We start from the raw sequence: 24317 nt of genomic DNA, 5'->3' as shown, positions 1-24317 counted from the left end.
GCCGGGTAGCAAAAAGTACCGGTCACTACCGCGGATCGAACAGCAAAAGAAATTCTGTTGTTAGAGAAAGTATGACTGCCTCTGCTTATACCGACATTACCATGACCGAGTTCGAAACGCTGCGTCAGCAGCCGGGCACCGCCGTGGTAGACGTGCGCGACGAGTGGGAATTTGAGGAGTTTAATCTGGGGGGTCTGAACGTTCCCCTGCCGGACATTCGCACCCGCAAAGCTGAACTGGCTCCGTACGACAATCTGATTGTTATCTGCACCAATGGTGTCCGCAGCCGGATAGCCGCCAAAGACCTGCTGCGTCAGCGGGAATTTCAGAATAAGAGAATCTACCACCTGCACAGCGGCATCATTGAAGCCGAAGATTGACGGTGTTACGTCATGATCGTAAAGCCGGGCTTGGCGGCCTGCTTCTCTACATGCGGCAGGTACATCTGCAGAATGTCATGCACGTTCACCCGGATCAACTGACTTAACTGGTTAAGCGGCAGATCATTCCGTTCCAGCCCGAATGGGTCTTCAATCTCCTCCCCGATCATTTCTAGTCCGATGAGTATATACGATGTCAGCAGCACGGCCGGAATTGTCAGGTAGCCATACACATCAATTACCGTAAATGGCAATACGCCAACATAAAGCGTTATGAACAGCTTGATAAACAGACTGTAGGAAAACGGAATGGGCGTACTCTTGATCCGCTCGCAAATACCGCAGACATCCATGAGAGAGGTTAGGTACTGATTCAGGTTGATATGCTGGGACTCGGAGAAGTGGCCCAGCCGATACAGGTGTTCGGTTTTCACCCAAAGTTGGTTGGAGACACCAGCGGGCAGGTGATCAAAGTTACTCAGATCCCGCTTTTCGCCTTCTTCGGTAATGTCCAGCTCATCCAGCGTAGACATATCCCGCAGGTGATTCTTGAGCGCAAAGGGAAAATTCGAGATTGTTTTGGCAAAGAACTCCCGGTTTCCAGAGTCCTCAGGCGGAAGCACTGCGTTGAAAAAGATAGCCAGATTCCGGCAGTTATTGACCAGCACACCCCAGGCCTGACGTCCTTCATAAAACCGGTCATAGGCGGTATTGGTGCGAAAAATGAGCAGCAGGCTAAGCAGAATTCCCATTGCCTGCAAAAATGAACTTGGGGTGTCTTTTAGCCGCAGGTCAACGTAATTCAGTTCAACAACCGTCAGAATGATTACGTAAACAGCAACAGCTATTAGTCGCTGAACCAATCCTTTTGCCGTAGGACCCGTATGAAAATGCCAGATGGCCGGTAACCAGTGCTTTGCTTTGTAAATGATCATTATATAACCGGAAGTTGGATTACCCTTCTGATGAACTCCCCAATCAACTAAACAGTTATCGTTCCCGCAAAAACCTGTCTGGCCGGGCCAATCAGGTAGATGCTGTTGAAGTGCGCATCCGGCTGCGGATTGAACGATACGCGCAGATTCCCTCCTAACGTTTGTATGAAAACCGGATCGGGCATGTTCAGCTGCCGGTGGGCTACCAGCGCTACCGCCGTTACGCCTGTGCCGCAGGAATAGGTTTCGTCTTCCACGCCCCGCTCATAGGTTCTGACAAAGAGCGTGTGGTCGTCAATAACCTGTGCAAAATTAACATTGGTGCCGCCGGGGTGAAAGACCGGATCATAACGCATAGCGCGCCCTTCAGCAACAACATCGAGCGACTCCAGTTCATCTACGAAGCGAACGACGTGGGGCGAGCCGGTATTGAGAAAGGTCATTCCGGCGCGCTCTTCAATACCCGACACATCACTCATTTTTAGAAAAATCTCGTCCTCGCACACTACCGCCACGTGCTCGCCGTCAATGGCCCTAAAGCGGGTTTCGCTTTCAAACAGGCCCAGGTCGTGCGCAAACCGGACGATACACCGACCACCGTTGCCGCACATACTGCCCTCCGCCCCATCGGCATTGAAATACACCATTCTGAAGTCATACTCCGGATCGCTCTGCAGCAGAATCAGGCCGTCGGCTCCAATGCCGAACCGCCGGTGACACAAGCGCTCGACTAATGCCTGATCTGTAATCGGGAAGGTTCCGTTGCGATCGTCAATCAGCACAAAGTCATTGCCGGTACCCTGGTATTTAAAGAAGTTCATTGGATTGTAGGCAGACAAAAGTAAAAAAGCCGCCTTTGCAGACAGCTTTTCATAAGTTAGGAATCAGGGGCAGGCAATTAAGCCGCTGCAACTGCTTTTGGCTTACGCTCTTTCAGACGAGCCGCTTTACCCTGACGGCCGCGTAGGTAGAACAACCGAGCCCGGCGAACTTTACCCAGACGAACCACTTCAATTTTGTCGATGTTCGGCGACAGAACCGGGAAAATCCGCTCTACACCTACGCCGTTTGATACTTTGCGAACGGTGAAGGTTTCGCCACCGCTGCTTGGGTTCCGGCGCTGAATCACCGTGCCCGTAAATACCTGAATACGCTCCTTATTTCCTTCGCGGATTTTGACGTGTACGTTCACCGTATCGCCTGCCCGGAACGTGGGCAACTCGGCGCGACGCTGCGCGTTGTCTGCCTCCACTAATTTGATTAACTCGCTCATGACCGTATATAAATCGCCAGATAAGTATTTGCGAAATGAGCCGCAAAGATAGTAAACTTCTCGGTGTCAGAAAATACTTTTGTGAAATTACCCAGCGCAATCGACGCCATTCCCATGAAAATATTGAACGTTGACCAAATCCGTGCCCTCGACCAAGCCACCATCCAGAACGAACCCATTGCCCCGCTCAATCTTATGGAACGCGCTGCGCTGGCGTTCGTCGACTGGTTCGTTGATCACTTTCCCGATACAACCCTGACGAAAATCTTTTGTGGCCTGGGTAATAACGGGGGCGACGGTCTGGCGATTGCCCGGCTGCTGCTCGAACGACAGTATCCGGTGGAGGTTCATGTTGTTCGTTACGCCCCGCGCGAGTCGGACGACTTCATGCACAACCACCGTCGGCTGAAGCTGGTCACCGAAAAGGTTAACTACATCGAATTTTCACGCGATATTCCGGCTCTGCGGCACAATGAAGTCGTCATTGACGCCATCCTGGGCTCTGGCCTGTCGCGCCCAACCGAAGGGATTGTCAAGAGTACCATCGAAGCCATCAACCGCGCTCCGGCAACGGTTGTCGCGGTGGATATTGCCAGCGGTCTTTACGCCGATCAGCCCAACGCCGAGGATGACGTTATTATCGAGCCGGACTATACCATTACGTTTCAGTTACCCAAGCTGGCGTTCGTGCTGCCTAAAAACGGCCGTTACGTGGGTGAGTGGCATACCGTCGATATTCGTCTCCATAAACGGTATATTGACCTTGCGCCCACGCCTTACTATTTTACCCATCCCCGGGAGGCCCGGCTGCTCCTGCACAAACGCGACCGCTATTCCCACAAGGGCACTTTTGGGCACGCTCTGCTGCTGGTGGGCAGCTACGGTAAAATGGGCGCGGCAGTACTGTCGGCGCGGGCCTGCCTGCGGTCGGGCGTGGGGTTGTTGACGGTCCAGATTCCGCGCTGTGGCTACCCGGTTCTGCAAACTGCTGTTCCTGAAGCGATGTGCCGCCCGGACGGCCATCAGTACGTGCTGACCGGCCCCAGCGAGGTCGAAGGTCCGCCCCCTGGTGATTACACGACCGTGGGCATTGGCCCCGGTATTGGTAAAGCGCCCGAAACGCTGGCGATGTTCCGCGAACTGCTGCCAACGCTTAAGAAGCCTATTGTTGTCGATGCCGACGCCCTGAATCTGCTGTCTGAAAATCGGGAGTTGCTGGAGCAGGTCCCGCCCAACAGCATTCTGACGCCCCACCCAAAAGAATTTGAGCGGCTTACCCAGACATGGAAAGATGATTACGAGAAACTGGGGATTCTGCGCGACTTCGCTAAAACGCATCAGGTTGTTGTGGTGCTGAAGGGCGCTTACTCAGCCGTTGCTACGCCAGCCGGGGAAATTCATTTCAACGGCACAGGCAATCCGGGTCTGAGTACGGGCGGTACGGGTGATGTACTGACGGGGGTGCTGACGGCTCTGTTAGCGCAGGGCTATGATCCGGTTGAGGCCGCTGTGCTTGGCGTTTATGCCCATGGTCTGGCTGGCGACCGGGTCGCGGAACAGCGTGGCCCGATCGGCATGGTTGCTTCCGATGTAGTCGACGCACTTCGTTGGGAGTAATATGTGGAGATTGGGGAACATATATGTGGCAATTATTCCACACTCTCCATTTAGCAAGTAGTTTAGTCTAATAATGGTTACAAACCGTTTACGAAACGTCCGGAAAAAGTGTTCTACGAAAAATCAAGTAGTTACACGTTTAATAAAAAAAGGGGGTTTCTGCGCTAAAATCAGCGAAAATGCGGTCCCAAATTTGTGTTGAGATAACTATCCTTATACCGACACACATGAAACATACAGCCCAGCGGGACTGGCGTGTCTCCAGGCCATCCCGCAACAAGACCCGGTTCAATTTCGATCAAACAACTGCTCTGGGTGGATTGACAATCGCCTTATTCACCTATATTGTTTACCACTTCATTTACCCGCTCATTGCAAAGGGGCTACTGTGGTAATAGATTTTGTCTTGTAAACAAGCCCTACTCGCTTCCGGCTGGTAGGGCTTTTTAATGCGCTTACGTGAGCAATTGGTACGTAGCAAAGGCCGATACGTAAGCCAGTACCATCATATACGCCAGCTGCACCATCGGCCATACCCAGCTTTTCGTTTCGCGACGGGTTGCGGCCAGTGTGCTCATGCACATCATGGCGAATACGTAAAACACCAGCAGCGACCAGGCCAGCGCGGGCGTGTACATCGGCCCACCCGTTGCGGGATTACGTTCCTGCCGAAGCCGCTCACGAACGGTCGTGTCAGCATCGTCTCCTCCGTCGCCGATGCTGTAGATGGTTGCCATCGTTCCAACGAACACTTCCCGGGCAGCAAACGAACTGAGCAGCGCAATGCCTATTTTCCAGTCGTAGCCCAGCGGGCGAATAACCGGTTCGATAAAATGGCCGAAATGACCGGCGTATGAGGCTTCCAGCCGCTCCGATGCAATCCGGTTTTGCAGCTCATCATCGGCCAGCGCCGGGTTTTGCTGCCGAACCTGCGTTTCGACCCGTTCCAGGGCATCGCCGGGTCCGTAGCTGGCCAACACCCACAGGATAATAGAAATGGCCAGGATAACCCGTCCGGCTTCCCAGACGAACGCCCGCACACTCTCCCAGACCGTCAGCCCCACGTGGTTCCAGCGCGGCAGTTTAAAGGTAGGCAACTCCATGATGAAAAACCCGCGCTCTTTGGTTCGCAGAACGAGCTTCAGGACATAGGCCGCCAGCAGCGCACTCACCAGACCGAGCAGATAAAGTCCCATCAGGGCTAATCCCTGCAGGTTAAACAGGCCCAGCACGCGCCGACTGGGCACCACCAGCGCAATCAGGATGGTGTAGATGGGTAATCGCGCCGAACAGCTCATCAGGGGCGTTACCAGAATCGTGATCAGCCGGTCGCGCCGGGTTCCGATGCTGCGCGTCGCCATGATGGCCGGTACGGCGCAGGCCACACCCGAAATCAGCGGAACTACGCTCCGGCCATTCAGGCCAAATTTGCGCATGATCCGGTCCATGATGACCATCACCCGCGACATATAGCCCGATTCTTCGAGCAGCGCGATGAGAAAAAAGAGGAAGGCAATCTGCGGAATAAACACCAGAATCCCCCCTATCCCGGCCAGAATCCCGTCCGTCAGCAGATCCGTCAGCGGCCCCGGTGGCAAGTTATCTTTTAACTGACCATTCAGCCAGGCGACCCCCGTGTCGATGGCATCCATAAAGGGCTGCGCCCAGGCGAAAATAGCCTGGAAGATCAGCAGCAGGATAAAGGCGAAAATGGCATACCCCCAAATGGGGTGCAGCAGCACGCGGTCGAGCTTCTGGCTCCAGGTCGGCTGGTTGGCCGGCCGCTGGTTGGTGACGGCTTCGGCCACCACGACCGCAATGCGTTTATAACGCGTAATGGTTTCGTTAGCCTGAAATGTCGGTTCGCTGAATTGATGCTTCTCAATCAGGGCATCCAGACCGACCCGCTGCTGCTGATTCAGAAACGAGAATCCGTCGTGCTGGATAAGGTATTGCAGCGCCAGGTAATTGTTATCGAGTTGGTACTGGGCTTTAGTGTCTACAATCAGGCCCTCTACCTCATCGGCGGGATCAAAAAACAACTTGCCGGGCAGTGTCGGCTCCTCTATCTGGCCCAGCACCGCTTTTTTAATCTGGTCGATTCCTTCACCGGTGCGGGCGTTAATCCGTACAACTGGTACGCCCAGCCGCATGGCCAGCCGCACACTATTGACTTCTTTTCCCTCCTGCCGGGCTACGTCGAGCATGTTCAGCGCCAACACCGTCGGCACGCCCAGATCGGCGACCTGCGTAAACAGCAGCAGATTCCGGTGCAGATTGGAGGCATCGACGACAACCACCGCTACATCGGGGTAATCGGGGTGAGCCGGATTAGCCAGAATGTCGGTTACGAGCTGCTCGTCTAAGGATTTGGGATAGATGGAATAAACGCCGGGGAGATCAACGACGGTTGCCGACGTGTGAGCGTCCATGGGCCACGTCCCGGATTTTTTATCAACCGTGACGCCGGGGAAATTCCCCGTTTTCTGACGAAGCCCAGTCAGTTGATTGAACAGTGACGACTTACCAGCATTCGGATTGCCAACAAGGGCAAGTACAGGAGACGATTTCAAGGCACTTTACGGTTTACGGCACTCGGACTACGCCGGGCCCGCTCCGGCGTACCGGTCGCTACGGCTGACTCCATCGGAGAACCGCATAAACTGAATACCGTTAATTATCAATCAGAATCGTAGCAGCTTCTGACCGGCGCATCGACAGGCAATAGCCCGAGACGTTCAGACAGATTGGATCACCCAGCGGAGCCTTGCAATGCAGGCATATCTCGGCGCCCGGCAAACACCCCATTTCGAGCAGTTTGAGCGACATCAATTGATCGTTGAACGACTGGATCGTGGCCCGTTCTCCAATTTTCAAGTCTGCTACGCTGCGCTTACTCATAGCCCTGGGTGCCGCTACTAGACGGCTGTCTTTATTTAGATTCAGTTTAATTAACGCAAGATTACGGCGGAAAGTTTGTTGATGCAAGAACAAGCCCAAAAAAGAAGAACGCCCGATTCAGGAGGCCCCGTAAATGTCCCAGCCGAACCGCAGAATGGTGGCAGCAATAACCAGCAGGAAAAACATCCGGATAAAGCGATTTCCTTTCAGAATGGCGAGCCGGGCCCCCAGAAAAGCTCCCGAAAGATTCGCTACAGCCATAGGTAGGGCCACTACGTACAGCAGCCCGCCTTTGTTGACGAAAAACAGGGCACTGGCGAGGTTGGTAGCCGCATTAACCAGCTTGGCGTGCGCGCTGGCCTGTAAGAAATCAAAGCCAATCAGGGCAATAAAGCCCAGCACGAGAAAACTACCCGTACCCGGGCCGAAGAAGCCGTCGTAGAAGCCGATCAGAGCGCCCATGATCCACATACGTATCCGACGCTGCTCTGGCGATACTGTCCGGTGGGGCATCTGGCCAAAGTCTTTTTTCAGAAGCGTATACATAAACACCCCACTCAAGATGACGAGCGCGAGCGGCTTCATGAACGAGTTAGGCACCCGCGTGAGCGTCCACGACCCCAGCCACGATGCAATAAAGGCAATGCCCATGGTAGGACCAATGAACCGCGCGGCAACGGCTACGCGCCGGGTGTACTGGAAAGCGCCCATGAGGCTCCCCGCCAGCGAAGGCAGTTTGGTCGTACCAATAAGCGTCGGGACGGGATACTGAGGCAGCGTAAAGAGAATGGCGGGCGTTTGAATCAGGCCACCCCCGCCAATGATGGCGTCGATAAAACCGGCCAGAAACGAGAAACCGCAAAGGGTAATAATAGTTGAGTAATCCATGCAGCAAATCAGAACACAAAACTATTTCTTTGCGCTGAAATAAGGGCAACGTTACGTTTGCAATTGAACGCGACTTTTCCCGGCGGCAGTGAGTCATACCTATTGATTCAGCGCAGCCCGAACGCTATCAAATATTCGCTCCAGTACGCGGATATCCTTCGTAATTATCTCGGCCGTTCCTTCCATTCCATAGCGAAATGGCAATTTTTTATTCACTGTTGTCGTCAGCCCATTGGGGAGTGACACATACAGCTTATAAACCGTCTGAGGCTGCCCTCCTGCACTCAGGGTCGTGCTGATATCTGCTACGGTCGCTACCCTCCCCCGCAGCATTCCAAATTCTTTTTTACCAAAACTTAGCAGCGCGATGTTGACAACCTGCCCCACCGCCACTTTACCCGATCCGAAAGGATCAATGAATAGCTCCCCAACATACGCTCCCGCCAATCCCGGTACCGCCAGTCCAGACTCACCCTTGCCATCTTTGCCGGGGGCTGGAACAATCCCGGCTACCTCCTGGCCAGCAACCAGCACCGAATTTTCGTGCAAAAAGTTGAGGTAGTTCAGCCGACCGGCAATAGGCGTTTTCAGCACATAGGCGGTTTCCCAAGTTGTGATGGCGTTGAGCATACCGGTGTAAGCATCCCGTAGCTCATTACTGGCGGCAAGCTGTCGATCGGTCTGGTCAAAATCATATTCAGCCTTCTGGCTTCTGAGAGCAATGATCCGGTTCTCGTTTTCGGCAATGCTGGCACGGGCAATCTCAATTGCTTTTGTTTTCGCCATCAGTTCATCACGTTTGGCCTCGAGTTGTTCAATTGAAATACTCCCTGACTGCTGAAGCGGTTTATAGCGGGTTTCGTAGGATCGGCGCAATAGGGCATACTCCTGTTCAAGCAACTCCAGCTGTCGCCCAAGCCGGGCACTGATTTGCTCAAAACCGGCTATCTGTTCATTGACGATTCCTTTCCGTTGCCAGTTACTGCTCCCCCGTACTGCCAGGGCCTGCCATTCTTTCCAACGGAGCAACAAGGCGTTATAGGGCACCTGCAACTCGCCCAGTTCAAGTCCTTCCGGAAGCCATCCGGCTGGTGACCGGGAAACGGCCCGCGCTCTATCGTTGTCGAGTACCGCTCTGAACAAGGTTAGGGTTTTCCGTAGCGCCAGCACATCTTCATAGCGAACTACCCCACCAATGGTAGCAAATGGCTGATTCGCTTTCAACATCGTTTTGTCGGTGGTTAGCAGATGAATGGGACCGCTACTCCGGGCAACTACCGTAGCTGGCGGATTATTGGTCGTGATCGTAATTTTTCCTTTTATCACGTCAGGGTATTTCACAAACCAGGCCAGGCCAAGGATGAGCAGTACCACACCGAACATTAGACTAATGCCCCAACGCAACGGCCAGCTAGGCATTTGTGCCATTAATTCGTCGGCTTCATCAACCGGGGGGGCAGGCAGGACAGGTGGCGGCATAGGAGTTTATTTTAAAGTACCAATCAACTGCCGTGCAGTCGATTCAATAAGCTTAAGCGCGTATAGAGCCTGCAAATGATTCAGTTTTGCTTCTGTATAGGCCAGCTGGACTGATCGATATTCGATCAGATTAGAGAAACCGCCCAGCAGTCGATTGTGGGCAATGGTCAGGCTACGGGCCGCGTTATTGATCAACCGCTCTGACAAAGCCACAATTCGCGACTGTTCCTGATACGAACGCTCCAGGAGGTCAGCTTCAGCAAGCAAACGGCGCTCGGCGCCCCGTACAGTAATTTCGCTCAACCCCCGCTCCAGCTCACTTTGCCGGACAGCGCGTCTGGCTTCCCGACCGGGGAGTAAGGGAACACTCAACGAAAAACCAGCTAACAGCAGGCTCGTTGCATTTCCGTTGATACGCGGAATATCCGGAAACTTGGTTCCGGTAAAGCTCTGATAGATCGACGAATTAAGCCGCACCGTCGGCTTAAAGGCCGTCTTTTGCAGACGAATCGTGTTTTCTGCAACCATAACCCCAATCCGGCGACTTCGCAGGTCGAAATTCAGGCTGATCAGCTTACCACTCAGGTTAAAGAAAATAGCTGGATGCAAAGTTGGCGTCAGACTATCCGTCAGGACTATTGGCTCAAACCGATTCCAGCCAATGGCGGTGTGTAATCGATTTTGAGCTATCTGGTACTCAATATCCTGCTGAAAATAACTCGTCGAATCGATAAGAAACAGGTTTTCGGCCTGCAGCACATCAAAGGTGCTGGCCTTGCCCAGTCGTTCCTGCGCTTTGAAATCAACCCATCGGGCTTTTGAAAGCGCTACGCTTTCGGACCTGACGCCTAGCTTTGCGCCTTCCACAACTACCCGGTAGTAGGCTTCCACCAGGAGCCGGTTCACCTGCTGCCGCACGGCCTGCGTTTCCAGAGCCGCCCGCAGAGCCAGTTGGTTAAGCTGAATCTGGCTAAGCCCAAGTCGGCCACCATTATAGAGCAGCAGACTTCCACTGATTCCTCCGTTTAACGAATTATCCTGATAGATACCGCGCACAAAATTTGTGGGCGAGTTATATTGGTTTAGGTAGTTATTTTGACTAACGCCCAGAACAACCGATGGTAGCCGGTCAGGTACGCCAATTCGCTGATTGCTTTGCGCAATTGCTTCGCGCTGAATAGCCAGTTGCAGGTCTGTGTTATGAATCCCCCCCAGGCGTAGCGTCTCGGCTAACGACAGCGATGTCTGCGCCACAACGGGTAGTTCCGCCAGCAGTAATCCCAGCAGTAGCCAGCAGCCAGCCGGTGTATTTACACGGTATAATAACAAACGGCGTAAACAATGCAGCATAGTCTTAATTGCTAAGTTCCAGCTGATTATGCACTAGTGTATAGTAGTAGCCCTGTTTATCAACAAGTTCGGCATGGGTACCCGTCTCAACGATCTCGCCCTGATGCAGCACCACAATCCGGTCCGCATTCCGTACTGTACTGAGCCGGTGGGCAATGACCAGAACTGTTCGCCCCCGGGTAAATTCGGCCAGATTGTTCATGATTATTTTTTCGTTATTCGCGTCGAGTGAACTCGTTGCCTCATCGAAAAACAAAAACATAGGGTTTTTATAGATTGCCCTCGCCATTAAAATCCGTTGTTTCTGTCCCACGCTCAACCCCAGGCCTTCGCTGCCGATCTTCGTAGCCAGCCCCCGGGGCAGATTCCGGATCAAATCGTATAAATTGGCAGCATAGATGGCATAATTGAGTCGCTCTTCATCGGGCGATTCATCGCTGGTTACAATATTCTGAAGGAGCGTATCCGAAAAAATGAATCCTTCCTGCATGACCACGCCACACTGACTACGCCACCAGCCGCTGTGGATTGCCTGCAAATCCTGATTACCAATCAGGATTTGTCCGCTGGTTGGGACGTGGAACTTCAGTAGCAGTTTCATCAGGGTCGTTTTGCCACTGCCGCTGGCGCCTACCAGTGCGGTTGTTTTCCCTCGCTGAAGCACCAGATTAATATCTTTCAGAACCGGTGGGGTACTGGCCCCTCCATAGGAAAAAGTCAAATGCTGAAAAGCGATGCCCGACCAGGCGCCCAGATGTCGGGTTCGTCCCGCCTGAGCAGGTTCCTCGTCATCTTTCTTGTGCACCTCACTGAGTCGATCCAGACTGATCTTGGCATCCTGCGCTGATCGCATGAAACCAAGTAACCGGCTTAGTGGTGAATTTACCTGCCCCACAATAGCCTGAATAGACAGCATTGTGCCTAGGGTAATCTGTCCGTCGATAACCAGTTTCGCCGATAAATACGTGATAAAGATGTCCTTCAGTTGCCCGATAAAGAATGTTCCGAGCTGCTGGATCTGCATTAGTCTCATGTCCTCAACTCCAATCTTAAACAGCCGGGCCTGTACCTGCTCCCACTTCCAGCGTTTCTGATTTTCGATATTCTGCAGCTTGATCTCTGTAATACCCGATACAATTTCGAGCAGCGAGCCTTGGTTATCGGACATACGGTCGAATCGACGCAGATTGATCCGTTTGCGCGATTTCATAAACGCCCAGGTCCAGGCAACGTAAGTAACGGCGCTAACGGCAAACACGGCAAAAATAGCCGAGTTATACAGTGCCAGAACCACACCGAACACCAGCATATTAAACATTGAGAACACAACCGTAAGCGATGAGCTCGTCAAAAACCGCTCAATGATGACGTGATCGTCGATGCGCTGGAGAATGTCGCCGGTATTGCGGGTTTCGAAAAAGGAAATCGGCAGACGCATCAGCTTGGTTAGGAAATCAGAAATCAGTCGAATATTAATCCGGCTGCTGATATGCATCAGAATCCACTGCTCAACGAAATTTGTGATCAGCTGGCAGAGAAATATAGTGAGCTGACCAATCAGAAGCAGATTAACAAAGCCAATATCCTGATACTCGATCCCCCGATCGACAACGGCCTGCATGAGAAACGGGACAATAAACGTCAGCAGTGCACTCAGCACCACCCCGATCCCAATCTGGACAAGGTAGCGTCGAAATGGGCGCAGATATCCCCAGAAATAGCTCAGCCGCAAGCCTTCCTGCGGCTCGTCTGGATCGTCGTAAAACGTCTGGCCAGGCTCCAGCAGCAGCGCGGCACCAGGCACTTCGGGCGCGTTTGGCTGCGCGGTCCAGCCTTCCAGAAATTCAGCATGTGTGTATTTGACGAGTCCCTGTGCCGGATCGGCAACTAAAACGTGCTTGGCCGTACTGGCATAGACCACCACAAAATGACGCTGCCGCCAGTAAGCAATCAGAGGCTTGGGCGCTTCATTCAGTAAGACCTGAAGCGGGATTCGGACGGCCATCGTACGAAAACCAACCGTCTGGGCTCCATCGCTGATTCCAGCCAGGCTCACCCCTGTTTTTCGGATGAAACAAACATCGCGCAGGTATTCGAGTGACAGCGTCTTTCCGTAATGTTTGCCAATCATGCGCAAACAGGTTGGGCCGCAGTCTACTAAATCCAATTGGCGATAAACTGGAAATTTTTTGATCACGCGATTAAATTAGAATCTGTCCGTATAGCTGTAAAGCTATCAAAGCAGGCAAAGTAGTTTTATATACGCTGTTAAGCGAGATAAAGTTACCGGAAGGCTGCTATCCGGCGATCAGTCCAGACAAGCGTCATTATCTGCCTATAATACCGTTACCTGTTCCGACTACTATTCTGCGAAGAAGGGCAACATATCGACCAAATAAGTACATGGCTATTTATGAATTAAACAAATCTGTTTGGTTTTGCCGATCAGCTAAACTTGGTTTCGCCACTTCTTTTTACTGAGTCAGATCCAAGCTATAATAAATCAATAATAGACAACAGTTTACGCTAAAAAAATGAATTCGGGAGACACGCTATACACATATTAATCACTTAGATAAATAGACTAAAATCCTGAAAAAGACCACTTAATAAAATTGCTTAGTAATCAGCTAATTTTGTTGCTGCTCTGATCCCTAAATTCTTACCTTCAGCTCAGTACCATATAAGTTCTGTTTTTTATTTACCTAATCCAAAAATCACATGACAAATTTACAAGCATTTCAAGCCCGCATTTCGCCCAGTCAGCTGGACATTCTCTCCGCAACTGAGGCCGGATTTATCATTGGTGGGGGTGGCTGCACACCCAAACCACCTAAATGCAAGTCGAGTAAATCCCAAAAGTGTGGCTCGAAGAAATCAAACAAGTCGAGTAAGTCAAATAAGTACTGCTAGTAATTGAAGCAGTTTATAAACCTATAAACCGACATAGGGGCAAATGCATTTGCCCCTATGTCGGTTTATACTCTACATTTTTCTCTTGGAAACCGCTTATTTTCTGGCACCCGATTATTCGTTTGTTGACCCAGCCGCCATAAAGGATCCGGCGTTTAAGGCTGGGCTACTAAATAAAAATTCTGGTGAAATCCTACTGCTTAACGCTGAGTTAGGAGCCCTGCTAAATGTTTTTAGAATTCCAGTTTCTCTTACCGACGTAGCTCAGTTTTTTGCTCATCAGCTGGCGGCCCCTTTACCCAACGTGCGGGCGGCCATCCAGCCATCCGTCGAAACGTTTATTCAGCGGGGTATCTTGGTCACTGCCGACTCGCTCCGGCAAAAAGCCGAGCATCCATTTCCTACGCTGTCCCCTGGTACCCGTATTAAGGACTATACGGTGCTTAAAGTCTTGTCTTCCTCCCCTCCCATTGGTATTTATCTAGTTGAGAATTTGGCCCATGAGCCTTATGTACTTAAGAAACTGTTCACTCACCCTCATGCTTCCCGCAGCCGGATTCGGTCGCAGAAAAAGCTGTTTCTGTATGAGTTCAGAGTTCTGTCTCATCTTAAGGACTGTACCTGGGTAAATCGGCTAGTTGAGCTTGACGCCAACGAATCTATTGGTGTGCTTGATTATTTTGCGGGTATAAGTCTGCGCCGGTTCATCCTCCGCCGGCATTCTACCCTCACGCCAGCACACCGCCTAGCGCTATTCTATCAACTCCTGGAGGCCGTTGCCGGAGTTCATTCCCGAAAGGTCCTGCACGGCGATCTGCACTATAGCAACCTGCTGGTGAACAGGAAAAAACAGCTTAAACTAATTGATTTTGATCTTGCCTATCTCTGGCGTGATCGCTCAACGAAAAAAATTCCCTTTGGGGGCATAACCGACTTTATCCCACCCGAGCGGCTAACCGACGACATTTTTCACCAGTCTGCCGGAGCTCCCGATTTTCGGGCAGAAGTGTATCAGGTTGGTGTGTTGGGCTATTTTATTTATCATGCCAGGCTACCGTTTGTTGGACATACCTGGCGTAATCAGGTCCACGCTATTCGGCACCTCCCCCCTGTCTGGGAAAGCCCCTGTCCCCCTTCCGTTCGACTCCTTATCGAAACGGCTTTGCATAAGGATCCGCAGCAACGTTATGCATCGGCTGTCTTGATGGCAGATGCTGCCCGCCAGACAGCCTGATACGCAGCAACCCCTCTGTTCAGGGAAATTATCAACGGCATTCGGGCGCTGAAACTATTTCTTTCTCCCTTCGTCATTGCACCGTAAATTTGCGCAATTTAAAGACGATGACGGAATCCGTACGACAGATGGGCGCTTTGATGCGGAAGGAGTTTCTGCTGGAATGGCGGCAACGCTACGCCCTCAACGGAATGCTGCTGTACATCGTTGGGGCCGTGTTTGTCTGTTACCTAAGTTTTAACGCCCGGCGTGGTCAGTTAACGCCTATCGTCTGGAATACGCTCTTTTGGATTATTCTGTTGTTTACGGCCATCAACGCTATTGCCAAAAGCTTCGTCCAGGAACGGGCCGGCCGGCAGCTGTACTACTATATGCTGGCCAGTCCACAACAGATTATCCTGTCGAAGATCTTTTACAATACGGCGCTGATGCTGGTGCTGGCGCTGCTGGGCTTTGGTACGTACGCCTTCGTGCTGGGTAATCCGGTGCAGGATGTTCTGCTGTACCTGCTGACGCTGGTGCTGGGGGCGGTTGGCTTTGCGGCTTCACTAACGCTGGTTTCGGGCATTGCCAGCAAGGCCGAAAACCCCGCGACGCTGATGGCGGTGCTGAGTTTTCCAATTATCCTACCGTTACTGCTGATGCTGCTGAAGATTTCGAAGAATGCCCTGGACGGTCTTGACCGGAGCGTGAGCTGGAGCGAAATCGGCACGGTGCTGGCTATTGACGCGATTGTACTGACGCTGTCGTGGCTTCTGTTTCCGTTTTTATGGCGGAGTTAATGGATTACGTGTCCTAATGCAAATTGACTGATTATGAAAAATACCTGGTGGAAAGCCCTCGCGGTGTTGATTCTCACCTACGTCATCTTGCAGGGCCTGCTCGGCGTGGTGCCGCGCCAGCCCATTCTGAACGAGAGCATCCGGAATGTTTACTTCCACGTACCGCTCTGGTTCGGGATGATTATTTTGCTGCTGACGTCGGCTATCTATTCCATTCGTTACCTGCGTAGCGGCCGGTTTGACGATGATTTAGTAGCGGTGGAGTTTGCCAATACGGCTATCCTGTTCGGCGTGCTGGGCTGCGCAACGGGGGCTCTATGGGCGAATTTTACCTGGGGCGAGCCCTGGCCGAATGACCCGAAGCTGAACAGCGTAGCTGTTGGCATGCTGATGTATCTGGCTTACCTGATCCTGCGCGGTTCGTTCGACGACGAGCAGCGACGCGCCCGGATTTCGGCCGTCTATAATATCTTTGCCTTTGCAGTATTTATTCCCTTGATTTTCATTGTTCCCAGGCTGACCGACTCGCTGCATCCGGGCAATGGCGGCAACCCGGCATTCGGCAAATACGACATGGATAACCACATGCGGATGGTTTTTTACCCGGCCATCATCGGCTTTACGTTGCTGGGCGTCTGGATTACGGAACTGCGCGTTCGCCTGCGTCGACTAAAGGCCGCCCTGGAAGAATAAATACGGGAATGAATAACCCGAGATTTTCGTTAACTGATTACACTATGCAGACATTTTCAATGAAGAAAGTCCTGTTAGCGCCCCTGCTCCTGCTTAGCCATTGCTTGCTGGCGCAGCAACCCGTTGCCGATGGCGTCGAAATGGCCGACCAACTGCGCGCTGACGGTAAAATCTGGGTAGTTGTGGCCGTTATTGCGGCTGTGTTCGTCGGCATTATTCTGTACCTCGTCCGGCTCGACCGGCAGATTGGTAAACTGGAAAAAGAAATAAAAGAAAAACCTGTTTCTCCGTCCGTTCGACTTTAAACCCGTCATGAAACTTTCTCACATCCTCGGTATTATCGTGATCGCGCTGGCCATCGGCATTATCGTCGCAACGGCGGGCGATGCCAGTTCGTACGTTACGTTCAAGCAAGCGTCTGAGCTGGCGCAGGACGGCGACGACAAAATGATTCACGTTGTCGGTAAGGTTAAAAAAAATGCGCAGGGCCAGATTGTGGATATGCTTTATAACCCCGCCATTGACCCGAACCACTTTGAGTTTACGCTGGTCGACAACGAAAACCGCGAACAGAAAGTCGTTTATAACAGTCCCAAGCCTCAGGATTTTGACCGTTCGGAGCAGATTGTCGTGATCGGTGCCATGCAGGGTGACCATTTTCAGTGCAACAAGATCCTGCTGAAGTGTCCGTCGAAATACCAGGATGGTAAGCTGGAGACTACCGAACACGAAGCAACAGCAAAACTATAATTGAGTGATTGAGCGATCGAGTGAACTGGTTGCCAAGGCCTTATTCGCTCTATCGCTCTCTCGTTCTTTTACTCTTTAGTCAATGATACATACTACAGTCGGACAACTCGGCCACTTCCTTGTCATTCTCTCGTTTGTTACGGCACTGGTGGCAACGGTGGCTTATTTTCTGTCGGCTATCGGTCGGCGCAGCGCAGTAAATAGCGTTTCTGTCGAAGAACCGCAGTTGGCCTACGCGGGTGAGTCGGGCAAGGCGAGCTTTGGCGGCAAAACCGCAAAGCGTAAAGCGCCCGCGGCACAGGCTGAACCAGAGCCTAAGGATGACTGGCGAACGCTGGCGCGCTGGGCCTTCTATCTGCATGGCGCGGCTGTGGCCGGGGTTGTTGCGACCCTGTTCTATATCGTTTACAACCATTATTTTGAGTATCACTACGCCTGGAGTCACTCGTCGCGGGCGCTGCCGGTACAGTACATGATTTCCTGCTTCTGGGAAGGTCAGGAGGGTTCGTTCCTGCTCTGGCTGTTCTGGAATGCGTCGCTGGGGGCCGTGCTAATCCGAACGAGCGGCAAACAGTGGGAAGCGCCCCTGATGACGGTGTTCGCTCTGGTGCAGGCGTTTCTGGCGTCCATGATTCTGGGCGTAGTCTTCGGCGAAACGTTCAAGCTGGGGTCCTCGCCCTTCCTGCTGCTAAAGGAAGCCATGCCCGACGCCCCTATTTTTACGGCGGACCCGACTTTTGTGCCCAAAGATGGGAACGGCCTGAACCCGCTGCTCCAGAACTACTGGATGGTCATTCACCCACCAACGCTGTTCTTAGGCTTTGCCCTGACGCTGGTGCCGTTTGCTTACTGCATCGCCGGCTTATGGAGGAATCAGCCCCTCGAATGGATTCGGCCGGCTTTGCCCTGGACGCTCTTTGGCGCTATGATTCTTGGTATCGGCATCATGATGGGTGGTTACTGGGCCTATGAAACCCTTAACTTCGGGGGCTACTGGAACTGGGACCCCGTCGAAAATGCGGTTTACGTTCCCTGGCTCGTGATGGTGGGCGCTCTGCATACCATGCTCATTGCCAAACGCAGTTCGACCGGCCTGAAAACAGCGGTTATCCTGACCATCGCTACGTTCCTGCTGATTCTGTATTCGACGTTTCTCACCCGCAGCGGTATTTTGGGAAACGCGTCGGTTCACTCCTTCACCGATTTAGGGCTGTCGGGGCAGTTGCTGGTGTATCTGCTCGCATTTGTAGTGCTGGCGGTCGCGCTGGCGGCCCGGAAATGGAAAACCATTCCGAGCGACGAGCAGGAAGCGTCGGTCTATACAAAAGAGTTCTGGCTGTTCATCGGCGCTACGGTGCTGTGTCTGGCTGCGTTCCAGGTTATTGCCACGACCTCTATTCCGGTTTATAACAAGATTCTGGAAGCGTTCGGCAAGGTGTCGAACCTGGCCCTGCCCGCCGACCAGATTGCGCACTATAACAAATTCCAGATCTGGTTTTTCGTCGCAATTGCGCTGCTGACGGGCGTTGGTCAGTACATGTGGTGGCGCAAAGTCGAGTATAAGAAATGGGATGCGCTTGTTACGCCTGGCATCCTGACCCTGCTTGTCAGCGCGGGCCTGATTGCGTTCGGCTCCATTAAGAACCCGATCTACATGGCTCTGCTGGTGGCTTCGGTGTTTGCGCTGATTACCAACGGTTCGATCCTGCTGGGCATCATCCGGGGTAACTACCGGCTGTCAGGGGGAGCAATCGCACATATCGGCGTGGCGCTGATGCTGATCGGCATCCTGTATTCAGCGGGTTTCTCGAAGGTGATTTCCCTGAACAATAGCGGGCTGCTGATCTCGAAGCAGGAAGAGTTCACCAAGAACGATAACAAAGAAAATAAAGAAAACACGCTGCTCTGGCTGAACCAGCCGGAACGTATGGGTCCGTATCAACTGACCTACCGGGGCCAGCGCATCGAAGTCCGCGACGTACCGGGCTACGTTCCCCGTAAAGATATTACGGTCATTGAAGGCGACTTCCACGGGATTGCTCAGCGCGACATTGAGCAGAACGGTAAGGTTTACCACAAGAAAGGCGATACCCTGGCGCTCTATCCTGAGAACGTATATTACGAGGTAGAGTATCGCGAACCCAACGGCAAGATCTTCACGCTGTATCCACGCGCTCAGGCTAACGAGCGGATGGGTCTGCTAGCCTCACCGGACATCCGGCATAAGGCCGACCGGGACATGTATACCTTCGTATCGTCGGTGCCGGACCCGAACGCTGAAGACCAGTGGGAAAAGACCGAGACCTATTCGGTGGCGATTAAAGACACCTTTTTCCTGAATGATTACGTCGCCATTCTGGACGATGTTGTTCGGACGACTGAAGTCGCAGGCATGGAGATAGGCCCCAACGACGCGGCCGTTCGCGCCCGCGTTCGGGTGCTCGACAAAAACGGCGAGCACGTTCTGAGCCCGGCCTTCATTATCAAAAACCGTCTGGTAGCACACCCTGCCGAAGTGAGCGATGAACTGGGTGTTCGGATTCAGCTCAACGAGATTGATCCCCGCACGGGCAAATTTACGTTCGCTGTGAACCGTACGCAGCGCGACTATATTGTGATGAAGGCATATGAAAAGCCCCTGATCAATGTGCTGTGGATTGGTACGCTGATCGTTATGCTTGGCTTCCTGATCGCTACCTTCCGGCGGTACCGGGAGTTTGTCAGGATGCGCGAAAAGTCGGTTGCTTAGAGCAGACCGTCTCTTACCGAGCAATACTGTTATGAAACTTTATGAAATTCTTCTTCTGGCAGCGGCAGCCGGCTTTCTGGTGATCTGGATTGCCGAGTATCAGCGCACAACCTTTAGTGAAAGTTACTGGTTGCTGATGCTGTGTCTGGGATCGTTGCTGACGTTCCAGTACGTAAAGAACCGACGGCTCGAACGCGAAAAAACCGTTTCGCCGACCATCAAGCAGATGATCAACGAGCGTAAGAAGAAAAAGAAATACTAACAAATGAAGGATAAACAAGCTTGTTTATCCTTCATTTGTTAGTATTCATTCACAAACAATGGAATCGTACGCCCTCCTCTTTGGTGCCTTACTTGCTCTTGTGCTGGCCGGCTTTTTCTCAGCCGTCGAGATGGCGTACGTCTCAGTGAACCGGCTTTACTTTGAGTTACACAGCAAGCAGGGACCGCTGGGCGAAAAGCTTGTGTCGGGTTTCCTGAAGAACCCTATTCTTTTCGTAGGAACCACCCTGACGGGGAATACGCTCTTTCTGGTGCTGTACACAGTCCTGGGGGTTACGGTCCTGAATCCGCTGCTGATGGCGATGATTCCGGACGCTTACGACAATTCGCTGCTACTGGTTATTCTGGAAACGTTTATCCTGACGGTTGTTTTTCTGCCCCTGGCCGATTACCTGCCCAAGAGTCTGGCACTGATTCATCCCGACCGATTTCTGGAATGGCTGGCCGTTCCGCTCTGGATTATTTACCAGGCTATAGCCCCAATTGTACGAATCCTGGTCGGGACAGCGCGCTTTTTCATTCGCTTTATTCTGGGCAAACGAAATCCCGAAATCCGGCCCGTGTTTGGCTTAACCGATCTCAATCACTATCTCCAGCAGCTAAACCAGAAAGCAACGACTGAGGAGGATGTAGAGATTGATACCCGTATTTTTAACAATGCCATTGAGTTCCGCGACGTGCGGGTGCGCGATTGCCTGGTGCCGCGCACCGAAATTGCGGCCGTTGCCGTGGATGACTCCGTCGAAGAGCTACGGCAGGCCTTTCAGGACAGCGGCCACTCGAAGATCGTTGTGTACCGCGACACCATCGACGATGTGATCGGCTATTGCCACGCGCTGGCTCTATTTAAGAAACCAGCAACTGTCGAAGAGATCATTACGCCAATAATTATTGTTCCCGAAACCATGCCCGCGCAGGATCTGCTGCTGCGGTTTCTGTCGGAGCGTAAAAGTCTGGCGCTGGTTGTCGATGAGTTCGGCGGAACGGCCGGTATTGTCAGCGTTGAAGACATGGTTGAGCAGATCTTCGGCGAAATTCAGGACGAATACGACACGAATGAAGACTGGGTCGAACGGCAGATTGACGATACCAATTGGCTGCTAAGCGCCCGCCATGAGATCGACGATCTAAACGAAAAATATGGGTGGACGATCCCCGAAGGGGATTATGATACGCTTGGCGGCCTGATTCTGGCTACGCATGAAGATTTACCCGCCGTTGGCGAGATTATAGAATTCGCCCCGTTCAGCTTTACCATTATTTCCATGGACGGTACCCGGATCGATACTGTGAAGGTTCGTCTCAATCGAAAGGCAAACAGTTAGCCGAATTTACCCGAACAGAGTTCTTCCGGTCAACCGCTACTCGGGCAGATAAACCCGGAACGTAGCGCCCCGCCCTGCCTGGCCGGAGGCAGCAATAGCGCCCCGATGATTTTCGGCGACCCGCCGGCAAATGGCCAGACCAACGCCTGTACCACTGTATTCCTGACGGGTGTGCAGCCGCTGAAAAACCCGGAAAAGGCGATCCGCATATTTGCTGTCAAAACCAATACCGTTGTCCTGAACGCTGATTTCGTGGTATTTCGCCATAGGGTTCAGGCCGATAGGTCCCTCCAGTCCGGTGACCAGACGGGACGTCACCCGAATTACAACCGGCTGGTTATGGATTCTGAATTTCAGGGAATTGACCAGCAGGTTGGTGAACAACTGGCTCAGTTGAGCCCGATCGCCCCGAATAGTTGGCAGAGATTCGGTTTCCAGCACGCCGTTTACCTCGCAAAACTCCGGATTAAGATCATGGCGAATTTCGGCGAGGAGCTTTTCCAGGGGGATAGACTGAAACGATTCCCGTTGGGTTGTAATGCGCGAATAGGCCAGTACGTCCCGAATCAGGGCCGACATCCGGCCGGTTGCCGACTGCATCCGATTGATTATATCCTGCCCCAGCCCGCCCAGCTCAGCAGCAAACTGATCCTGGAGCATATCGCCAAAGGCCACAATTTTGCGCAGGGGCTCCTGCAAATCATGGCTGGCAACGTAGGCAAACTGACGCAGGTTTTCGTTGGCGTTCTGCAGATCACGATTGGCCTGCTCCAGTTGCTGCTGATGGCTTTTGCTGGCCGTAATATCAACGAGCGTCAGTACAAACCCGTCATGCCACTTCATTACCGAAATTTCATACCAACTGTTCAACTGATCGTAGTTGTATTCCTGCTCGAAGCGGGCGGGTTCCCCGGTTTCAATAACGTGTACATACCGGTCAAACAGGCCCGTGGGAATCACATGCGGGAAGTATTCGAGCATCGTATGCCCAATCACCTGCTCGTCGGTCCGGTTGACGCTTTGCCGACTGGCCTCGTTCTGGGCTATGTACCGAAAATCCAGAATCTGGTTCGTCGCTTCGTCGCGGATGGCCTGAAAGGCAATGATGATGCTGGATGAATTGTCGAGCACCGACCGCAGCAGGTCGGCCTGCTGCTGATTAGCCAGTTCGGCTCGTTTGAGGGGCGTTACGTCGACAAACGTGGCAATTACGCCGTCGTTAAACGGGCGAATCCGGATATTATACCAACCGTCATAACCATCAACGTGCAGATGAACGCCATTCATTTTAAGGGGTTCACCGGTTTCAGCCACCTGAATGTGCCAGTCCAGAACGCCGTTGGTGCGGGCATTCGGCCAGGCAACCGAATACAGTTGTCCAATCAGTTGCGTGCGGTCGCGCTGGGTCATACGGCCCGCATCGTGGTTGAGGTGCGTAAACGTAAAATCAACAACCTTACCAGACCGGTCACGCACCGACCGCATGACGGCAATTCCCGTCTGGGTATTGTCCAGAATAGTATGAAGCAGGTCGGTTTCACGTAATTGAGCCTGCTCTGCGCGTTTAAGTGCCGTTACGTCGGCCCAGGCAGCCAGCACACCGTCGTTAAAGCTGGCTAAAGACTGCGCCATCCATACATCGCCCCCCTTATAATAGTGCTCAATGTGCATAGGCAATCCGGTTTCAACCACCTGCTGGTATTTTTCGAAAATACCACTCATGAGTCCATCCGGGTCCACCGTTAGCATGGAAGCATTCAGCATCTGCGCCGTTGACAGCCCCGTCATTGCCGCAGCCCGGTCATTGCAGCGAACAACCTGAAAATCGATAATCTGTCCAATAGCATCCCGGACAGCCCGGCACAACACGATCCCATTGAGCGACGTCTGCAACACGCTCTCCAGTAACAAATCAGGTGGTTGCCCAGGTAGATTTACTAGCATAATCGTTCAAAAGAGGAAGCAGAAAAAACTTAGTTTATGGCAGATTTCTGACCAAGCTATACATTACTTGGCTGTGATACAAGAGGTTTATCACATTTGCTTTTTTAGTAATTATTCCGATAAATTGAAGAGGGTCTGCGCCCCTTTTTCTACATTTGATTCCATTACCTTTCTGTTATCTGTGAATTCATTAACTATTCAACAAGTCGTAGCCCGGCACCTGCTGACAGTGCAGGCGGTCCGGCTTCAGCCGGGTTCGCCCTTTACGTGGAGTTCGGGCTGGAAATCCCCCATCTACTGCGACAACCGCGTTACGCTCGCTTTTCCGGAGGTTCGTACTTTCATCAAACAGGCGCTGGCCGATGCCATCCGGCAGCAGTTTCCGACCGCTGACGTGATTGCGGGCGTGGCCACAGCGGGTATTCCGCAGGGAGCGCTGGTTGCCGATGCGCTGGGTTTGCCTTACTGTTACGTCCGGCCGGAACCCAAAGCGCATGGGATGGGCAAACAGATTGAAGGCCGGCTGGAAACCGGGCAGCGTGTGGTCGTCATTGAAGACCTTATCTCGACCGGCGGCAGCTCGCTCAAGGTCGTCGATGCGTTACGCACGGCCGGGGCTGAGGTGTTAGGCATGGCCGCTATTTTCACCTATGGCTTTCCGGTTGCCGCGCAGAACTTTGAGGCCAAAAACGTTCCGCTTGTGTGTCTGAGCGATTACGATGCCTTATTGACCGAGGCTCAGGCACTCGACTATATTTCGGCGGATACGATGGAGTCGCTGGCAGCCTGGCGACAGAATCCGGCTGAGTGGGGAAAATAATC

Annotated in this window: 22 protein-coding genes; 12 read left to right on the top strand and 10 right to left on the bottom strand. The window is 52.6% G+C overall.

The features are described 5' to 3' along the window. The first annotated feature begins 71 nt into the window (after positions 1 to 71). On the top strand, positions 72 to 380 hold the full coding sequence (locus HNV11_RS08190) for a rhodanese-like domain-containing protein (protein ID WP_171739202.1): 309 nt from the start codon (positions 72 to 74) through the stop codon (positions 378 to 380). A 5-nt stretch (positions 381 to 385) separates the two neighbouring features. Here HNV11_RS08190 and HNV11_RS08185 read toward each other — a convergent pair whose 3' ends face one another. The 3 genes from HNV11_RS08185 to rplS all read right to left on the bottom strand — a co-directional run bounded on the left by HNV11_RS08185 (position 386) and on the right by rplS (position 2588). Further along, entirely contained in the window at positions 386 to 1315 is a 930-nt protein-coding gene (locus HNV11_RS08185; protein WP_171739201.1) for a bestrophin family protein, read from the bottom strand. Positions 1316 to 1362: 47 nt separating this feature from the next. Then, positions 1363 to 2136 carry a diaminopimelate epimerase gene (gene dapF / locus HNV11_RS08180; protein WP_171739200.1) on the bottom strand — a complete coding sequence of 258 codons (774 nt, stop codon included), beginning with the start codon at positions 2134 to 2136 and terminating at the stop codon, positions 1363 to 1365. A 77-nt stretch (positions 2137 to 2213) separates the two neighbouring features. Next, the gene (rplS, locus tag HNV11_RS08175) at positions 2214 to 2588 is read right to left on the bottom strand and encodes a 50S ribosomal protein L19 (RefSeq protein ID WP_171739199.1); all 375 of its coding nucleotides are present in this window, start codon (positions 2586 to 2588) and stop codon (positions 2214 to 2216) included. 114 nt (positions 2589 to 2702) lie between these two features. Here rplS and HNV11_RS08170 point away from each other — a divergent pair, with 114 nt between their 5' ends. Both HNV11_RS08170 and HNV11_RS08165 read left to right on the top strand, forming a co-directional pair. Then, on the top strand, positions 2703 to 4205 hold the full coding sequence (locus tag HNV11_RS08170; RefSeq protein WP_171739198.1) for an NAD(P)H-hydrate dehydratase: 1503 nt from the start codon (positions 2703 to 2705) through the stop codon (positions 4203 to 4205). A gap of 227 nt (positions 4206 to 4432) precedes the next feature. Next, positions 4433 to 4600, top strand: coding sequence for a hypothetical protein (locus HNV11_RS08165; protein ID WP_171739197.1), 168 nt, complete (start codon positions 4433 to 4435; stop codon positions 4598 to 4600). A 60-nt stretch (positions 4601 to 4660) separates the two neighbouring features. Here the strand turns inward: HNV11_RS08165 and feoB are convergent, their stop codons facing one another. From feoB to HNV11_RS08135, 6 genes are all read right to left on the bottom strand, one after another. Continuing rightward, positions 4661 to 6778: a ferrous iron transport protein B gene (gene feoB, locus HNV11_RS08160; RefSeq protein WP_171739196.1), complete on the bottom strand. Its 2118-nt coding sequence runs from the start codon at positions 6776 to 6778 to the stop codon at positions 4661 to 4663. 100 nt (positions 6779 to 6878) lie between these two features. Continuing rightward, complete coding sequence (locus HNV11_RS08155) at positions 6879 to 7106, bottom strand: FeoA family protein (protein WP_171739195.1); 228 nt, start codon at positions 7104 to 7106, stop codon at positions 6879 to 6881. Between the two features lie 117 nt (positions 7107 to 7223). Further along, positions 7224 to 7994, bottom strand: coding sequence for a sulfite exporter TauE/SafE family protein (locus HNV11_RS08150; RefSeq protein ID WP_171739194.1), 771 nt, complete (start codon positions 7992 to 7994; stop codon positions 7224 to 7226). Between the two features lie 99 nt (positions 7995 to 8093). Then, positions 8094 to 9473 carry an HlyD family secretion protein gene (locus tag HNV11_RS08145; RefSeq protein ID WP_171739193.1) on the bottom strand — a complete coding sequence of 460 codons (1380 nt, stop codon included), beginning with the start codon at positions 9471 to 9473 and terminating at the stop codon, positions 8094 to 8096. A 6-nt stretch (positions 9474 to 9479) separates the two neighbouring features. Further along, positions 9480 to 10823, bottom strand: coding sequence for a TolC family protein (locus HNV11_RS08140; RefSeq protein WP_171739192.1), 1344 nt, complete (start codon positions 10821 to 10823; stop codon positions 9480 to 9482). Positions 10824 to 10827: 4 nt separating this feature from the next. Further along, positions 10828 to 12954 (bottom strand): peptidase domain-containing ABC transporter, encoded by a 2127-nt coding sequence (locus HNV11_RS08135; protein ID WP_240163846.1) that lies wholly within the window; start codon positions 12952 to 12954, stop codon positions 10828 to 10830. A gap of 867 nt (positions 12955 to 13821) precedes the next feature. Here HNV11_RS08135 and HNV11_RS08130 point away from each other — a divergent pair. From HNV11_RS08130 to HNV11_RS08095, 8 genes are all read left to right on the top strand, one after another. Then, positions 13822 to 14970, top strand: coding sequence for a serine/threonine protein kinase (locus HNV11_RS08130; RefSeq protein WP_171739190.1), 1149 nt, complete (start codon positions 13822 to 13824; stop codon positions 14968 to 14970). A gap of 107 nt (positions 14971 to 15077) precedes the next feature. Beyond that, on the top strand, positions 15078 to 15752 hold the full coding sequence (locus HNV11_RS08125; protein ID WP_171739189.1) for a heme exporter protein CcmB: 675 nt from the start codon (positions 15078 to 15080) through the stop codon (positions 15750 to 15752). A 33-nt stretch (positions 15753 to 15785) separates the two neighbouring features. Next, the gene (gene ccsA, locus HNV11_RS08120) at positions 15786 to 16445 is read left to right on the top strand and encodes a cytochrome c biogenesis protein CcsA (RefSeq protein WP_171739188.1); all 660 of its coding nucleotides are present in this window, start codon (positions 15786 to 15788) and stop codon (positions 16443 to 16445) included. Between the two features lie 44 nt (positions 16446 to 16489). Next, on the top strand, positions 16490 to 16750 hold the full coding sequence (locus HNV11_RS08115; protein ID WP_171739187.1) for a CcmD family protein: 261 nt from the start codon (positions 16490 to 16492) through the stop codon (positions 16748 to 16750). A 7-nt stretch (positions 16751 to 16757) separates the two neighbouring features. Continuing rightward, positions 16758 to 17195 carry a cytochrome c maturation protein CcmE domain-containing protein gene (locus HNV11_RS08110; protein ID WP_171739186.1) on the top strand — a complete coding sequence of 146 codons (438 nt, stop codon included), beginning with the start codon at positions 16758 to 16760 and terminating at the stop codon, positions 17193 to 17195. Positions 17196 to 17277: 82 nt separating this feature from the next. After that, a complete protein-coding gene (ccsA, locus tag HNV11_RS08105; protein WP_171739185.1) occupies positions 17278 to 19944 on the top strand; it encodes a cytochrome c biogenesis protein CcsA in 2667 nt (888 codons plus the stop codon). Positions 19945 to 19975: 31 nt separating this feature from the next. Beyond that, the gene (locus HNV11_RS08100) at positions 19976 to 20206 is read left to right on the top strand and encodes a hypothetical protein (RefSeq protein ID WP_171739184.1); all 231 of its coding nucleotides are present in this window, start codon (positions 19976 to 19978) and stop codon (positions 20204 to 20206) included. A gap of 58 nt (positions 20207 to 20264) precedes the next feature. Beyond that, positions 20265 to 21551, top strand: a complete 1287-nt coding sequence (locus HNV11_RS08095) for a hemolysin family protein (RefSeq protein ID WP_171739183.1) — start codon at positions 20265 to 20267, stop codon at positions 21549 to 21551. Positions 21552 to 21587: 36 nt separating this feature from the next. Here the strand turns inward: HNV11_RS08095 and HNV11_RS08090 are convergent, their stop codons facing one another. Continuing rightward, the gene (locus HNV11_RS08090) at positions 21588 to 23495 is read right to left on the bottom strand and encodes a PAS domain-containing protein (RefSeq protein WP_171739182.1); all 1908 of its coding nucleotides are present in this window, start codon (positions 23493 to 23495) and stop codon (positions 21588 to 21590) included. Positions 23496 to 23676: 181 nt separating this feature from the next. Here HNV11_RS08090 and pyrE point away from each other — a divergent pair, with 181 nt between their 5' ends. Then, positions 23677 to 24315, top strand: a complete 639-nt coding sequence (gene pyrE / locus HNV11_RS08085) for an orotate phosphoribosyltransferase (protein ID WP_317168087.1) — start codon at positions 23677 to 23679, stop codon at positions 24313 to 24315. Positions 24316 to 24317 lie beyond the last annotated feature (2 nt).

This window comes from Spirosoma taeanense (genome assembly GCF_013127955.1).
In the GTDB taxonomy this organism is placed as follows: Bacteria; Bacteroidota; Bacteroidia; order Cytophagales; family Spirosomataceae; genus Spirosoma; species Spirosoma taeanense.
This window is presented reverse-complemented; position numbering and strand designations above follow the sequence as displayed.